This is a genomic window from Pseudoxanthomonas sp. LH2527 (assembly GCF_022539275.1).
GTDB lineage: Bacteria > Pseudomonadota > Gammaproteobacteria > Xanthomonadales > Xanthomonadaceae > Pseudoxanthomonas_A.
The window spans coordinates 31527-47593 of record NZ_JAKZBW010000003.1 but is presented as its reverse complement, the minus strand read 5'-3'; the positions used below and the strand labels follow the sequence as shown (position 1 = coordinate 47593).

Below are 16067 nucleotides of genomic sequence, written 5' to 3'. Positions count from 1 at the left end.
GACAAGCCGCACAGCCACGTCATCGTCGGTTGCCAAGCGTAAAAAGTTGGTTATTAATGTCGGCGCACGTCATGCGCCCAGTGCCCGTCGGAAGGGGAAAGACCGTGGGGCTAATCCCAAAAAGCCAGTCGCCGCTGATCGGCGTCGACATCAGTTCGACTGCGGTAAAGCTGCTGCAGCTGTCGCGTGTGGGCAACCGTTACCGGGTTGAACACTACGCGGTCGAGCCGTTGCCGCCCAATGCCGTGGTCGAGAAGAACATCGTCGAAGTCGAGGCGGTCGGCGAAGCCATCCGCCGCGCGGTCAACCGTGCGGGCAGCAAGGCGAAGTACGCCGCTGCGGCCGTCGCCGGGTCGGCGGTGATCACCAAGATCATCCCGATGCCTGCCGACCTCGACGAGAACGACCTGGAAGCCCAGGTCGAACTCGAGGCCGTCAACTACATCCCGTATCCCATCGAGGAAGTGAACATCGACTTCGAGGTGCTGGGCGCCATGCCCAACAACCCGGAGATGGTGCAGGTGCTCCTCGCGGCGTCGCGTTCGGAGAACGTCGAGCTGCGCCAGTCGGCGCTGGAGCTCGGCGGCCTGACTGCGCGGGTGATGGACGTGGAAGCCTTCGCGGTGGAGAACGCCTTCGCCCTGATGGCCACCGACCTGCCGATCCCTCAGGACGGCGTGGTGGCCCTGGTCGACATCGGCGCCACCATGACCACGCTCAACGTCCTGCGTCGCGGCCGCAGCCTGTACAGCCGCGAGCAGGTGTTCGGCGGCAAGCAGCTCACCGACGAAGTGATGCGCCGCTACGGCCTGACCTACGAGGAAGCCGGCCTGGCCAAGCGCCAGGGCGGCCTGCCGGAAAGCTACGAAGTCGAAGTGCTGGAGCCGTTCAAGGAAGCCACCGTTCAGCAGATCAGTCGCCTGCTGCAGTTCTTCTATGCCGGCAGCGAGTTCAACCGCGTCGACCAGATCGTGCTGGCCGGCGGTTGCGCCGCACTGCCCGGCCTGCCGGAGATGGTGGAAGAACAGCTCGGCGTGCCGACGGTGGTCGCCAACCCGCTGGCCCAGATGACCCTCGGCCCGCGCGTGCAGGCGCATGCGCTGGCGCAGGACGCGCCCGCGTTGATGATCGCCACCGGCCTGGCTTTGAGGAGCTTCGACTGATGGCAAAAATCAACCTACTCCCATGGCGTGCCGAACGTCGTGTGCAGCGCCAGCGCGAGTTCTACGTCATGCTGGGCGCTGCCGCGATCGCCGGCCTGCTGCTGTCGTTCCTGTTGTGGTTCCACTATGACCGCCAGGTGTCCGGCCAGACCGAGCGCAACGACTTCCTCAAGGACGAGATCGCCAAGGTCCAGGCGCAGAACAAGGAAATCGAGAAGCTCGACGAGCAGAAGCGCCGCCTGCTGGCCCGCAAGGAAGTGATCGAGAAGCTGCAGGCCAACCGTTCGCAGATGGTCCACCTGTTCGACTCGCTGGTCCGCACCATTCCCGATGGCGTGATGCTGGCCAACATCAAGCAGGATGGCGAGGTGCTGACGCTGCAGGGCCGTGCACAGTCCAACGCGCGCGTCAGTGCCTACATGCGCAATCTCGAGACCTCCGGCTGGATGACCAAGCCCGAGCTGTCGATCATCGAAGCCAAGCCGGAAGAGGTCAAAACGCTGACCAACACCGGTGCCGGCAGTGCGCTGCCGTACGTGTTCACGCTGCAGGTCAGGCTGGCCAATCCGACCGCCGAGCAGGAGGCCGAGTCCGCCGCCGCCGGCGAGGCACCCGCCGATCCGAATTCACCGGCCGCAGCACCGGCACCCGCGCCCGCACCGCTGGAAGGCCAGCCTTCCGCGCCGGTACCCGCCGCCCCCGCGCCCGCCGCTCCGGCAGGCGCCACTCCCCCGGCTTCCGGGAGCAACTCATGAGCCAGAAGACCTCGCTCAAGAACCTGGACATCAACAACATCGGTGCCTGGCCCAAGAACGCCAAGATGGGGTTCTGCGTGGTGCTGGCGATCTTCATCCTCGCCATGTCCTACTTCCTCTTCGTGAGGGGCAAGACGCAGACGCTGGAGTCGCTGGAGCAGGAAGAAGTCCGCCTGCGCCAGGATTTCGAGAAGGAGCAGGCCAAGGCCGCCAACCTCGAGCCGCTGAAGCAGCAGTTGGCGCAGATGGAGCAGGTGCTGCAGCAGATGCTGCGCCAGCTGCCCAGCAAGACGGAGATGCCGGACCTGATCATCGACATCTCGCAGACCGCTCTTTCCAGCGGCCTGACCAACGAGCTGTTCCAGCCGCAGCCGGAAACGCTCAAGGAGTTCTACGCCGAGAAGCCGATCCAGCTGCGCATGGTGGGCAATTACCACCAGTTCGGCGCCTTCGTCAGCGGCGTGGCGTCGTTGCCGCGCGTGGTCATCCTGACCATGCACGACATCTCGCTGCAGCCGAAGGAAGGCAAGGGCGGCATCAACCGCGGCGCCCTGGAGCTGTCCGGCACGGTCAAGACCTACCGCTATCTCGATGAAACCGAGGTCGCCGAGCAGGAGGCCGCGGCCGCCGAAGCGGCGAAGGCCGACGGCAAGAAGGGCGCGGCCAAGAAGTCGGGAGGAGCCCCATGATGCGCAGCAACTGGCACTGGATGATCCTCGCCGTCCTGGTGACGTCCGGCTGCGCACGCGGTGTCACCAGCACGCCGGGCGATGCCCCGAACCTGGAGAAGTGGGTGGAGGACGTGCGTGCACGCCCCGCGCCGCCGCTGGAGCCGCTGCCGGTGATGCAGCAGTTCGAGACCTTCGAGTACGCCGCACAGACGTTGCGCGATCCTTTCAGCAATGCCTGGAGCAACACCGATACCGGCGGGCTTCGGCCCGACCCGGATCGCCGCAAGGAAACACTGGAGCAGTACCCGCTGGACAGCCTGGACATGGTCGGTACGATCGGCAAGGGGGCAGGTCTGGTGGCACTGGTGATGGGACCCGACAAGGTCACCTACCGGGTACGTCCGGGGAACTATCTGGGCCAGAGCGATGGCCGGGTCACCTCGGTCCGCGAAGATGGCGTCGAACTTGTCGAACTAGTGCCGGATGGCGCGGGCGGCTGGCTGGAACGGCCGGCATCGCTGGCGCTTGAAGATCAATGATTGGGGGATACACGATGACCGCTACGAATGCCTACCGCCTGCGGCCGTCCCGGCGCCTGGCTACCTTCCGGCTCTGCTCTCTGGGGCTGGCCATCGGCCTGTTTGCCGCGGCAAGCGCTGCAGGTGCCGTCTCGCCGACGACGCACGCGACGTCCCCCGCCACCCAGTCCGCCTCGGCCGTGTCGGTGTCCAACATCGACTTCCGGCGCGGGGAAGACGGGGCCGGCCGCCTCGTGATCAAGTTCGACGGACAGGGCGCTGCGCCCGACCTGCGCAACCAGGGTGACGGCGTGGTGGTCAGCGTCGGCAATGCCACGCTGCCGGCATCGCTGCAGCGCGCACTCAACGTGGTCGACTTCGCGACCCCGGTACAGCGCGTCGACGCACAGAGCAAGGGCGGCGGTACGCAGCTGGTGCTCAGCACGCGCGGTGACTTCGAGTCGCTGGCCTACCAGTCCGGCAACGAGTACGTCGTCGAGATCGTGCCGCGCGCGGCGCAGAAAGCCATGGGCGGCGCCAGCACGAGCTCCGGCACCAGCGCCTCGGCGGTGGTGGCCGCTGCGCAGAAAGTGGCGGCCGAAGCACGTCGCTACAGCGGTCGCCCGGTGACGTTCAACTTCCAGGACGTGCCGGTACGCACGGTGCTGCAGCTGATCGCCGAAGAATCGAACCTCAACATCGTCGCGTCCGACACCGTGCAGGGCAACGTCACGCTGCGGCTGGTCAACGTGCCGTGGGACCAGGCACTGGACATCGTGCTGCGCGCCAAGGGCTTGGACAAGCGCCGTGACGGCGCCGTGGTCTGGGTCGCGCCGCAGCCCGAGCTGGCCAAGTTCGAGCAGGACAAGGAAGACGCCCGCATCGCGATCGAGAATCGCCAGGACATGGTGACCGACTACGTCCAGGTCAACTATCACAGCGCCGCCGCGATCTTCAAGGCGTTGACCGAGGCCAAGGGCATCGGCAACCAGGGTAGCGGTGGCGGCGGCGGCGGCAACAGCCAGAACGAGAACGGCTTCCTATCCCCGCGTGGCCGCATCGTCGCCGACGAGCGCACCAACATGCTGATGATCAGCGACATCCCGAAGAAGGTCGCGCAGATGCGCGAGCTGATCTCGATGATCGACCGTCCGGTCGATCAGGTGCTGATCGAAGGCCGCATCGTCATCGCCAGCGACACCTTCGCGCGCGACCTGGGCGCCCGCTTCGGTGTGCAGGGCCGTCGCTTCGGTGACCGCAGCCAGGGCATCGGCGGGTCGCTGGGCGGCAACGCAGGCAACATCGCCGATCCCTCCCGCCCGATCACGCCCGGTGCGCTGAACGTCAACCTGCCTGCGGAGACCTTCACGGAAGCGGCCGCTGGCGCGCTGGCGTACACCCTGCTGGGGCGCAACTTCTCGATCGATCTTGAGCTGTCGGCGATGCAGGAGGAAGGTCGCGGTGAGGTGATCTCCAACCCGCGCATCGTCACCGCCAACCAGCGCGAGGGCGTTATCCGCCAGGGCAGGGAGATCGGTTACGTCACGATCACCGCCGGCCAGGGTGGCGTGGCCACGCCGAACGTGCAATTCAAGGAAGCACTGCTCGAACTGAAGGTGATGCCGACCATCACCAACGACGACCGCGTCTTCCTGAACCTCAACGTCAAGAAGGACGAAGTGGCCGAGTTCATCGTCCTCGAGGGTTACGGCAGCGTGCCCACGATCGACAAGCGCGAGATCAACACCGCCGTGCTGGTCGAGGATGGCCAGACGGTCGTGATCGGCGGCGTCTACGAGTTCACCGACCGCACCAGCGTCGCCAAGGTACCGTTCCTGGGCGACATCCCGTTCCTGGGCAACCTGTTCAAGAAGAAGGGTCGCAGCAAGGAGAAGGCGGAACTGCTGATCTTCATCACGCCCAAGGTGTTGTCGGTCGCAAAGCGCTGATCCAGGGTGTTGCAGTACACGAAACGGGCCGCTTCTGCGGCCCGTTTTATTTTCGGGGCAAAGCGTCGCGAACTCGGCGCTGAACCCCTGCCGTTCCGCACGGGGACGACGGGAACCCGCGTGGCACACTGACGGTCCCACGCGCACCACCCGGACCGTCCCGAGCCCATGGATAGCATGCCGCCCGATGCCCGCCTGTTCGATCGCTTTTCCGCCCTGCGCGAGGATCTGTCGCAGACCATCGTCGGGCAGTCGGCGCTGGTGGAGCGCCTGCTGATCGCCCTGCTGGCTGATGGCCATCTGCTGGTGGAAGGCGCGCCGGGGCTGGCCAAGACCACCGCCATCCGGGCGCTGGCGTCGCGGTTGCAGGCCGAGTTCGCGCGCGTGCAGTTCACGCCCGACCTGCTGCCGGCGGACCTGACGGGCACCGAAGTGTGGCGTCCACAGGAAGGGCGCTTCGAGTTCCAGGCCGGGCCGATCTTCCATCCGTTGCTGCTCGCCGACGAGATCAACCGTGCGCCGGCCAAGGTGCAGTCGGCCCTGCTGGAGGCCATGGGCGAGCGGCAGGTGACGGTGGGGCGGCACACGTATCCGCTGCCGGCCCTGTTCCTGGTGATGGCCACGCAGAACCCGATCGAGCAGGAAGGCACGTTCCCGTTGCCGGAGGCGCAGCTCGACCGCTTCCTGATGCACGTGAAGATCGGTTATCCGGAAGCGGCGGCCGAGGCCGACATCCTGCGCCTGGCACGCGACCGGGCGCGCGAGCAGATGCAATCCGTTCCCGCCGCGGTCGCGCGGATGCCGTTGGAAGATGTGTTCGAAGCGCGGACGCAAGTGCTGGACCTGCACCTTGCGCCGGCACTGGAGCGTTATCTGATCGAACTCGTGCTCGCCTCGCGCGATGCGTCCCGTTATGACGCGTCGCTGGCGCGACGCATCGCCTGGGGCGCGAGCCCGCGCGGCTCCATCGCCCTGGAACGATGCGCGCGCGCGCGCGCCTGGCTGGCGGGCCGCGATTACGTCACGCCCGACGACATCCGCGCCATCGCGCCGGACGTGTTGCGTCACCGCGTGCTGCCCAGCTACGAAGCCACCGCGGAAGGCTGGGATGGCGACCGGCTGGTGAAGGCGTTGCTCGACGTGGTTCCGTTGCCCTGAGCCCGGACGGCACGGCGCCATGAGCGAAGGCATCACGCCCACCCTGGCCGAGCTGATCGCGTTGCGCGCGCTCGCGCAGCGGCGTCCGCCAGCGCGGCGCGGACGTCACTCGATCACCGGCCCCTCCGCGTCGCCATTGCGCGGGCGCGGGATGGAATACGCGGAGTCGCGCGAATACGTCGCCGGCGACGACGTCCGCCACATCGACTGGCGCCTGACCGCGCGCAGCGGCCGCACGCATACCAAACTGTTCCAGGCCGAGCGCGAGCGGCTCACGCTGATCGTGTCCGATACGTCGCCGCTGCTGTACTTCGGCACGCGCACGCGCTTCAAGTCGGTGCAGGCCGCGCGTGCGGGCGCGGTTGCCGCCTGGCAGGCGGTGCGCGAGGGCGATCGTCTCGCCATCCTGCGTGGCAGCATGACGGAAGCGCCCGTACCTCCCGCCGGTGGCACGCGGGGTGCATTGCGGGTGCTGGACGCGCTGGTGCGCTGGTATGCGATGCCGCCCAAGGAGGACCTCGGCCTGGCTTTCGCGCTGGATCATGCGGCGCGCCTGCTGCGGCCGGGGTCGCGCCTGCTGGTACTCGCCGATCCGCACAGCCTGGCGTCCATCCCCGAATCGCGCTGGCCAGCGCTGGCCGCGCACCACGACGTCATCGTCCTGCTGCTGACCGATCCGCTGGAAACGTCGCCGCCATTGCAGCGTCTGCCGTTCGCGCTGGGCGGCCAGCGCGTCGAACTGGACCTGGCCAGCGACGCGCAGCGCGAGGCGTGGCGTGCCGAATTCCAGCAGCCCCTCGAACGCGCGCTCGATCGCCTGCCGGCACGCGGCGTGCAGGTGCGCACGCTGTCGACCGAGGCCTCCAGCGATGCCTGGCTGGTCGCGCTGGGTCGCGCCCAGCCGCAGGTGGCCTGAGCATGGCCTTGGCCACGCTGGTGTTGCGCGATGTGCACGTGCCTGCGTCGCCGCCGTGGTGGCCGCTCGCGCCGGGCTGGTGGCTGGTGGTGGCGGCCGTGCTGCTGGTGGTGGTTGGCGTGGTGGCCTGGCGCGTGCACCGGCATCGCCGGCGCCAGACGTGGCTGCGCTGGTTCGATGTGGCGAGCGAGGCCGGCACGCCTGCCGACCGGGTGGCTTCGATGTCCGAACGGCTGCGCCGGGCCGCACGTCGACTGGATCCTGCCGCCGACCGGCTGGAAGGCGAAGCGTGGCTCGCGTTCCTCGATGGCAGGCGAGGCGGCCACGCGTTCTCGCAGGGTCCCGGCCGGCTGTTGCTCGACGGTGGCTATCGCCGCGACGTCGCTCCTGCCGATCTTGCGTCGGCCACGGCGGTGGCGCGCGCGCGATTCCTCGAACTGATGGCGGGCACGCGATGAGCCTGTCGTTGCCCGCCCTGCAGTGGCTGCAGGATGGCTATGCCGGCTTCGCGTGGCCCTGGCTCTGGCTGGCGTTTCCGTTGCCGTGGCTGGTCGGCTGGCTGCTGCCGGCGCGACGCACCCAGACCGATGCGTTGAAGGTGCCTTACGGATCTTCGGTGCAGGCGATCGCCCGCCAGGGCGGGCGCGGATTGCCCAGGCGTGCCGCCGCGCTGGCGTGGCTGGCGTGGTTCCTGCTGTGCGCGGCCGCGGCGCGGCCCCAGCAGTTCGGCGAAGCAGTGACGCCGCCGGTGAGTGGGCGCGACCTGATGCTGGCGGTAGACCTGTCGGGCAGCATGACCGAACCCGACATGGAGCTGGGCGGCGCCGTGGTGGATCGGCTGACGGCTGCGAAGGCGGTGCTTGCCGACTTCCTCGACCGTCGCGATGGCGATCGCGTCGGCCTGCTGGTGTTCGGCCAGCGTGCGTACGCGATGACACCGCTGACGCGCGATCTGCAGACCGTGCGCGAGCAACTGCGCGACGCCGTCGCCGGCCTGGCCGGACGCGAGACCGCCATTGGCGACGCGATCGCCCTGGCCGTTCGCCGCCTGCGCATGCAGCAGGAAGGCCAGCGCGTACTGATCCTGCTCACCGACGGCGTCAATTCCGCCGGCGTGCTGACGCCGCAGAAGGCGGCGGAGCTGGCGAAGGAAGAACGCGTGCGCATCCACACCATCGCCTTCGGTGGCGATGGCGGCATCAGCGTGTTCGGCATTCCCCTGCCGATGCCGGCGAGCTCACCGGAGGCCATCGACGAGGCGACGCTGCGCGATGTCGCCGCGCAGACCGGCGGGCGTTTCTATCGCGCACGGGACACCCGCGAGCTGGCGGGCATCTATGCCGAACTGGACCAGTTGGAGCCGGTCGAACAACCCGGCAAGGCGGTGCGTCCGCGCATCGAGCGCTATGCTTGGCCGCTCGCGGCGGCGCTCTTGGTGGCGCTGCTTGCCGTCCTGCTGCCACGGAGGCGGGCATGACGTTCGACTTGACCGCGCTGCATTTCCTGCGTCCGCACTGGCTGTGGGCGCTGGCGGCATTGCCCGTGCTGGCCTGGGCATGGCGCGCGCAGCGGCAGCGGCGCAGCGCGTGGCGCGGCCATGTCGATGCACACCTGTTGCCGCATCTTCTGGTGACCGGCGGCAGCGGCGCGCGCGCAGGCGTGGTGGTCGCGGCGATGGCGTACGTGCTCGCGGTGCTGGCGCTGGCCGGTCCCAGCTGGCGGCAGGCCGATCAGCCGCTCTGGCAGACGCAGCGTCCGCTGGTCGTCGTGCTCGACCTCTCCAGCCGGATCACTGCTGCCGATCTGCCGCCGTCGCGGCTGCTGCAGGTGCGGGCGAAGTTGGCCCAGGTGCTGCAGGTGCGCGCGGGCAGTCCCGTCGCGCTGGTGGCGTATGCGGACGATGCCTTCACGGTGACGCCGCTCACCGAGGACACCGCCAACATCGGCCTGTTCCTCGACGAACTGTCGCCCGAGATCATGCCGCGGGATGGGCAACATGCGGATCGTGGCATCGCATGGGCGGCGCGCTTGCTGGCGCAGGCGGACGCGCGTCGCGGCGACATCCTGATCCTGACCGACCGTGCGGACAGCGCGGCGGTGGCCGCGGCGGCGTCCGCCCGCGCGCAGGGCTACACCGTGTCTTCGCTGGGACTGGGTACCGCGTCCGGTGCCGCCTACCGCGGCAGTGATGGCGTGATCGGACGCGCGGCGCTGGATGCCGCGTCGCTGCGCGGACTGGCGACCGCAGGCGGCGGACGCTATCACGCACTGACCGCCGATGACGGCGACATCGCTGCGCTGGGTATGCGGTCGTCCGCGTTGGCGACCGAAGGCACCACGTCGAGCGGCGGCAAGGCGTGGCGCGACGAAGGCTACTGGCTGCTGATCCCGCTGATGGCGCTCGCGTTGCTGGGATTCCGTCGCGGCGCGGCACTCGCCCTGGTCGGCGTGTTGTGGCTGCCGATGGCGTCGCCCGCGTCTGCGGCCGGCATCGACTGGTGGCGGCGCGCCGACCAGGCGGAACACGCGCGCGTCGTGCAGGGCGTCGATGCGTACCGGCAGGGCGACTACGCCGCGGCCGAGCAGGCCTTCACCGGCGTCGACAGCGCCGAAGGCTGGTACAACCTCGGCAATGCGCTGGCGAAACAGCAGCGTTACGACGACGCCATCGCCGCGTACGACCGCGCGCTGCGTGCGCAACCCGGCATGCAGGATGCGGTGGCAAACCGCGCCGCCGTCGACGCCGCGCGCAAGCGACCCCCGTCATCGGGCGAAGGGCAGGGCAAGCCGGGACAGCAGGGAGCGGGCAATCAGGACGCCAAAGGATCGCAGGGCGACGCGACGTCCGATCCGGGTAGCAAGCAGGAGACGCCGCCCCCGCCGGCAGCGGACAAACCTGCATCGCAGCGTCCCGGAAAGACACCGCCTGCCCCGTCGCCTGCTTCCTCCCGCACGCCACCGGACGCCGCCACCCAGTCCGCCGCCGATGCGGCGCAGCGCGAGCGCATGCGCGACGCGATGGCGCGCGACTCCGCGCAGCGCGCAGGGCAGCCCGCACCGGGCGAGCCGGTCGTGCAGGCGGAAACGGCCGAACAACGCGAGCGCCGGCAGGCGGTCGATGCGTGGCTCAAGCGCGTGCCGGACGAGCCCGGTTCGCTGCTCAAGGCGAAGTTCCGGCTCGAACAGGAACGCCGGCAGAGGGAAGGACGATGAAGCATCGGGTGTGGTGGCTGGTGTGCGTGCTGCTGGCGTGGCCGCTGTCGTCGCTGGCCGCGACGCGTGCGTGGCTGGAACAGTCGCAGGTGACGCTGGGCCAGGCGGTGACGCTGAACGTGGAGACCGACGCGGTGTCCGCCACACCTGATCTCACGCCGCTGATGCGCGACTTCGAGGTGGAAGGCCAGTCCGACAGCCGCAGCGTGCGGTTGGTCAACGGGCGCGTGGGCAGCAGCACGACGTTCGCGCTGACCTTGCGTCCGCGTCGCGCGGGAACGCTGGCGATTCCCGCGTTGCAGGTGGGCAACGAGCGCACGGTGCCGCTGGTGCTGGAGGTCAGCGCGACGGCGACGGCGAGTGCCGCGTCCAACGGCCTGGTGTTCGTCGAAACCGAGGTCGACGATGCCCGTCCTTACGTGCAGCAGTCGGTCGGTGTCACCGTCCGGTTGTTCTACGCCACGCCGCTGGTCTCCGGCCAGCTGGACCTGGATCCGCCCGAAGGCGCGCTGCTGCAGCGGGTTGGCGAGATCGTGCAGTCGAGCCGCGAGATCGACGGGCGCCGCTACAACACGGCCGAGCGCCGCTTCCTGCTGGTGCCCGAGCGCAGCGGTCCGCTGACGCTGCCGGGCGCGCGCTTCAGTGGGCGTGGCGCGGGCGGCTGGATGGACGACCTGCTGGGGGGCAACAGCCGCGAGGTCAACATCACCGGAGCGCCACGCACGCTGCAGGTCCGACCGCAGCCGGCGGACGCGCCGCAGCCGTGGTTGCCGGTGCGCGACCTGCGGCTGCGCTACACCGCCGTGCCGGAACAGATGCGTACCGGCGAAGCGGCCACGTTCGCGGTCGAGACCACGGTCGTCGGCGCCACCCAGGCGCAGTTGCCGGAGCTGCCTGCGCCCACGGTGCCCGGCGCGCAGGTGTTCGCCGAGCCCCCGCAGTACGACGAGAGCTTCGTGGGTGGCACGCCGCAGGTGAAACTGACGCGCCGCTATTCCATCGTGCCGTCGCAGCCGGGCCCGCTGACCGTGCCCGGCGTGGCGATGGCCTGGTGGGACGTCCGCGCCGGCGCCGCCAGGCGTGCGACGTTGCCCCACATGACGATACCGGTGGTGGTCGGCAGCGGACCGGCTGCGCGTCCGGCCGCGACGGACCTGTCGTCCGCGACATCGCAGGACGCAGTGGAGGACGGCGTCATCGCGCTGGCCGGCGAGCGCCGCATCCCGGCACGGATCTGGCCATGGCTGGCGGCAGGGTTCGCCCTGCTCTGGCTGGCGACGTTGCTGTGGGGGCTGTCGCGCCGGCAGGGCGGTGCGCGCGTGGCGCGTCCCCGGGCGCCTGCGATGGAGGCTGCCCTGGTCACGGCGCCGCCTGCGACCCATACCGCCGCCGACCTGAAGCGCGTGCTCGATGCCGGCGATCTGGACGACATCGAGCACGTGCTCTCCGGCATGGCGCGGCCGGCGGCCACCGACCTGGACGACCTGCAGCGTCGCCTCGACGTGCCCGCACAGCGTGCTGCCGTGGATCTGTTGCGGCGTGCCCGCTGGGCCGGCGGCGATCCGGCGCAGGCCCGCCTGGCGCTGCGCGAAGCCTTCCGCGGCGGGCCGCAATGGCGGCGCGCGGGTGCGATCGCCGCGACCGAGCCCCTGCCGCCCCTGTATCCGCGTTGAGCCGGTCCGTCCGGCCGGGTTTGCTAAGCTCCGGCCTTTGTCTCCGCAGGACCGCCTGATGACCGACGCCACGCCCGCCACCCGCGCCAAGCTGCCGCTGCACTGGAAGATGGCCATCGGTTTCGCGGTCGGCCTGATCGTCGGGCTCATCGTGCACGCCACCGGGCAGGGCGACGCGGGCTGGGTGCAGGACGTCACCAAGTACGTCACCACGCCCTTCAGCAAGATCTTCCTCAACCTGATCTTCATGCTGATCGTGCCGCTGCTGTTCTCGGCGCTGGTCTGCGGCATCGCCGAGATGGGCGACATCCGCGCGCTGGGGCGGATCGGCTGGAAAACGCTGGCCTACACCATCCTGCTGTCGGCGGTGGCGGTGCTGCTGGGTCTGGTGCTGGTCAACGTGCTCAAGCCGGGCGTGGGCGTGGACCCGGCGATGGCGCAGCAGCTGATCGCGGAGAACGCCGAGCGGACGAAGGAGATCGTCGCCAGCGTCGGCACGCAGGCCACCGGCATGGACATGCTGCTGTCGATCGTGCCGGACAACGTGATCGGCGCGGCTTCCAGCAACGCGGCCATCCTGTCGCTGATGTTCTTCGCGGTGATGTTCGGCATCGGCCTGGTGCTGTCGCCGTCGGAGAACACCGGCATCCTCAAGCGCGGCATCGAGGGCGTGTTCGAGATCTCGATGACGCTGATCGGCCTGGTCATCCGCCTGGCGCCGTACGCGGTGGCCTGCTTCATGTTCAACCTGGCCGCGATCTTCGGCTTCGACCTGCTGGTGCGCTTGGGCGCCTACGTCGGTGTGGTCGTGCTGGCGCTGGCGCTGCACCTGCTGGTCAGCTATTCGGTCGCGCTGAAGCTGGCCGGCTACTCGCCGCTGGCGTTCTTCCGCGGCGCGCAGGAAGCCATGGTGATGGCGTTCTCCACCGCTTCCAGCAACGCCACGCTGCCGACCGCGCTGCGCGTGGCCGACGAGAAGCTGGGCCTGCCGCGCACGGTGTCGCGCTTCGTGCTGACCGTGGGCGCCACCGCCAACCAGAACGGCACCGCGCTGTTCGAGGGCGTGACGGTGATCTTCCTGGCCCAGTTCTTCGGCGTGGACCTGTCGCTGGGCCAGCAGGTCATGGTGATGCTGGTGTGCATCCTGGGCGGCATCGGCACGGCCGGCGTGCCGTCCGGCTCGCTGCCGGTAGTGGCGCTGATCTGCGCGATGGTCGGCGTGAACCCCATCGGCATCGGCCTGATCCTGGGCGTCAACCACTTCCTCGACATGTGCCGCACCACGCTGAATGTCACCGGTGACCTGACCCTGGCCTCGCTGGTCGCCAAGGGCGAGAAGGCGGACGTGAAGCTGCCGGCGTCGTCGGGCTAACACCCTCGCCGGGGTCCCGCAACCGCGACAGGGCGGGCGGGGGGTGGGACAATGGGCGGCCCGCAGCCCGCCGGGCGCCGCCCCCTCTGCCCCGACCGCCATGACGACGCCCACCCGCCGCCAGCTCGCCAACGCCATCCGTTTCCTCGCCGCCGACGCGGTGCAGGCCGCCAACTCCGGCCATCCCGGCATGCCCATGGGCATGGCGGACATCGCCGAAGTGCTGTGGAACGATTACTACCGCCACAGCCCGTCCAACCCGCACTGGCTGAACCGCGACCGCTTCATCCTGTCCAACGGCCACGGCTCGATGCTGCAGTACGCGTTGCTGCACCTGGCCGGCTACGACCTGCCGTTGCAGGAATTGAAGAACTTCCGCCAGCTGCACAGCAAGACCGCCGGCCACCCGGAGCGCCATGAAACCCCGGGCGTGGAGACCACCACCGGTCCGCTCGGCCAGGGCTTCGCCAATGCGGTCGGCTTCGCGCTGGCCGAGAAGCTGCTGGCCCAGCGCTTCAACCGCGAAGGCCACGCCATCGTCGACCACCGCACCTTCGTCTTCATGGGCGATGGCTGCCTGATGGAAGGCGTGTCCCACGAAGCCGCCTCGCTCGCCGGCACCTGGGGCCTGGGCAAGCTGGTCTGCTTCTGGGACGACAACAAGATTTCCATCGACGGCAACACCGACGGCTGGTTCACCGACGACACGCCGGCGCGCTTCGAGGCCTACGGCTGGCAGGTGGTGCGCAACGTCAACGGCCACGATCCGGTCGAGATCAAGACCGCCATCGACACCGCGCTGAAGGCGGTCGACAAACCCACGCTGATCTGCTGCCGCACCACCATCGGCTTCGGTTCGCCGAACAAGGCCGGCAAGGAATCCAGCCACGGTGCACCGCTGGGCAAGGACGAACTGGACGCCACCCGCGCGGCGCTGGAATGGCCGCATGGCGCGTTCGAGATTCCCGCCGACATCTACGCCGGCTGGAACAAGGTCGACGCCGGCAAGGCGCTGGAAGCCGACTGGAACGCGCTGTTCGACGCCTACGCTGCGCAGTACCCGGAACAGGCCGCCGAACTGAAGCGTCGCGCCGCCGGTGAACTGCCGGCCGACTTCGTCGCGCAGGCCGATGCGTACATCGCCAAGGTGCAGGCCGAAGGCCCGGTCATCGCCTCGCGCAAGGCCTCGCAGAACGCCATCGAAGCCTTCGCGCCGCTGCTGCCGGAACTGGTGGGCGGCTCGGCCGACCTGGCGCATTCCAACCTCACGCTGTGGAAGGCCAGCAAGTCGGTGTCCACCACCGACCCGAACGCCAACTACGTGTACTACGGCGTGCGCGAGTTCGGCATGACCGCCATCGCCAACGGCCTGGCGCTGCATGGCGGCTTCGTGCCGTTCGACGCCACCTTCCTGGTGTTCAGCGACTACGCACGCAACGGCGTGCGCATGAGCGCGCTGATCCCGGCGCACGCGATCCACGTGTACACGCACGACTCCATCGGCCTGGGCGAAGACGGCCCGACGCACCAGCCGGTCGAGCACCTCGCCTCGCTGCGCTACATTCCCAACAACGACGTGTGGCGTCCGTGCGATGCGGTCGAGTCGGCGGTGGCGTGGAAGCAGGCCATCGTGCGCCAGGACGGCCCCAGCTGCCTGGTGTTCTCGCGCCAGAACCTGCAGCACCAGCCGCGTACCGATGCACAGGTGGGCGAGATCGCGCGCGGCGGCTATGTGCTGGCCGATGCCGACGGCACGCCGGACGTCATCCTGATCGCCACCGGTTCGGAAGTCGGCCTGGCCACGCAGGCCAAGGCCACGCTCGACGCGCAAGGCGTCAAGACGCGCCTGGTGTCGATGCCCTCGACCGACGTGTTCGACCGCCAGGACGCCGCGTACCGCGAGTCCGTGCTGCCGAAGGCCGTACGCAAGCGCGTCGCCGTCGAGGCCGCGATCAGCGACTTCTGGGGTAAGTACGTGGGTCTGGACGGTGTGGTGGTCGGCATGACCACGTTCGGCGCCTCCGCGCCGGCCGACGCGCTGTACAAGCACTTCGGCATCACCGCCGAGGCGGTGGTCGAGGCGGCGAAGGCGCTGTAGGCGGGTCACGCCCGTGACGGTCACGCCCGCTTATACGCAGCAGGTCGACGGACGCCGCATCTCGGTGTTCGACGGCCTGCTGGAGGCGCCGCAGCTGGCGGAACTGCACCGCGTCCTGCTGCAGGCGGGTTACACGCGCTCGGAGATCGCGCGACCGGACACCGCCGAGTACCGCCATTGGGCCACCGAGATCCCGTTGGCCCGACTGCCCGCCATGCCGTTCACCGCGCCCACGCTGGCGGCGGTGGCGGTGCATGCGCCGGCCATGGCGTATCGGCCCTACCGCAGCTACGTCAACGTCGCGCACTACGGCGACATGCTGTTCAGTCATGTCGATTGCGTGGAAGGCGCGGGCGAACTGACCGCGTTGTGGTACGTGTGCGAGCACTGGGACCACGAATGGGGCGGCGAGACAGTCTTCTTCGATCAGCAACGCGATGTGCGTGCCGCGGTCAGCCCGCGGCCCGGACGGCTGGTGATATTCGACGGCGACATCCTGCACGCCGGTCGCCCACCCAACCGCAACTGTCACGCACCGCGCTTCACCCTGGCGGTGAAGCTGGAGCGCGCGGCGGGCTGAT

14 protein-coding genes are annotated in these 16067 nt (G+C 69.2%); all 14 read left to right on the top strand.

Annotated elements, in window-relative coordinates; all coding sequences use genetic code 11:
• The first annotated feature begins 104 nt into the window (after positions 1-104).
• Positions 105-1163: a pilus assembly protein PilM gene (locus MMG85_RS02940; RefSeq protein WP_055940108.1), complete on the top strand. Its 1059-nt coding sequence runs from the start codon at positions 105-107 to the stop codon at positions 1161-1163.
• Positions 1163-1918, top strand: coding sequence for a PilN domain-containing protein (locus tag MMG85_RS02935; RefSeq protein ID WP_241044659.1), 756 nt, complete (start codon positions 1163-1165; stop codon positions 1916-1918). The genes MMG85_RS02940 and MMG85_RS02935 overlap by 1 nt, the downstream gene beginning before the upstream one ends.
• The gene (pilO, locus tag MMG85_RS02930; protein WP_241044658.1) at positions 1915-2607 is read left to right on the top strand and encodes a type 4a pilus biogenesis protein PilO; all 693 of its coding nucleotides are present in this window, start codon (positions 1915-1917) and stop codon (positions 2605-2607) included. Before MMG85_RS02935 ends, pilO begins: the two co-directional genes overlap by 4 nt.
• Positions 2604-3128 (top strand): pilus assembly protein PilP, encoded by a 525-nt coding sequence (locus MMG85_RS02925; protein ID WP_241044657.1) that lies wholly within the window; start codon positions 2604-2606, stop codon positions 3126-3128. The genes pilO and MMG85_RS02925 overlap by 4 nt, the downstream gene beginning before the upstream one ends.
• A 14-nt stretch (positions 3129-3142) precedes the next feature.
• Positions 3143-5056 carry a type IV pilus secretin PilQ family protein gene (locus tag MMG85_RS02920; RefSeq protein ID WP_241044656.1) on the top strand — a complete coding sequence of 638 codons (1914 nt, stop codon included), beginning with the start codon at positions 3143-3145 and terminating at the stop codon, positions 5054-5056.
• Positions 5057-5224: 168 nt separating this feature from the next.
• Positions 5225-6214 (top strand): MoxR family ATPase, encoded by a 990-nt coding sequence (locus tag MMG85_RS02915; RefSeq protein WP_241044655.1) that lies wholly within the window; start codon positions 5225-5227, stop codon positions 6212-6214.
• Between the two features lie 19 nt (positions 6215-6233).
• Positions 6234-7130, top strand: coding sequence for a DUF58 domain-containing protein (locus MMG85_RS02910; protein ID WP_241044654.1), 897 nt, complete (start codon positions 6234-6236; stop codon positions 7128-7130).
• Between the two features lie 2 nt (positions 7131-7132).
• A complete protein-coding gene (locus MMG85_RS02905; RefSeq protein ID WP_241044653.1) occupies positions 7133-7588 on the top strand; it encodes a DUF4381 domain-containing protein in 456 nt (151 codons plus the stop codon).
• Positions 7585-8607: a VWA domain-containing protein gene (locus MMG85_RS02900; RefSeq protein WP_241044652.1), complete on the top strand. Its 1023-nt coding sequence runs from the start codon at positions 7585-7587 to the stop codon at positions 8605-8607. Before MMG85_RS02905 ends, MMG85_RS02900 begins: the two co-directional genes overlap by 4 nt.
• Positions 8604-10343 (top strand): tetratricopeptide repeat protein, encoded by a 1740-nt coding sequence (locus MMG85_RS02895; RefSeq protein WP_241044651.1) that lies wholly within the window; start codon positions 8604-8606, stop codon positions 10341-10343. The genes MMG85_RS02900 and MMG85_RS02895 overlap by 4 nt, the downstream gene beginning before the upstream one ends.
• The gene (locus MMG85_RS02890; RefSeq protein WP_241044650.1) at positions 10340-12016 is read left to right on the top strand and encodes a BatD family protein; all 1677 of its coding nucleotides are present in this window, start codon (positions 10340-10342) and stop codon (positions 12014-12016) included. Before MMG85_RS02895 ends, MMG85_RS02890 begins: the two co-directional genes overlap by 4 nt.
• A gap of 58 nt (positions 12017-12074) precedes the next feature.
• Positions 12075-13388: a dicarboxylate/amino acid:cation symporter gene (locus MMG85_RS02885; RefSeq protein ID WP_241044649.1), complete on the top strand. Its 1314-nt coding sequence runs from the start codon at positions 12075-12077 to the stop codon at positions 13386-13388.
• Positions 13389-13488: 100 nt separating this feature from the next.
• Positions 13489-15486, top strand: coding sequence for a transketolase (gene tkt, locus MMG85_RS02880; protein ID WP_241044648.1), 1998 nt, complete (start codon positions 13489-13491; stop codon positions 15484-15486).
• A gap of 13 nt (positions 15487-15499) precedes the next feature.
• A complete protein-coding gene (locus MMG85_RS18525; protein ID WP_241044647.1) occupies positions 15500-16066 on the top strand; it encodes a 2OG-Fe(II) oxygenase in 567 nt (188 codons plus the stop codon).
• Position 16067 lies beyond the last annotated feature (1 nt).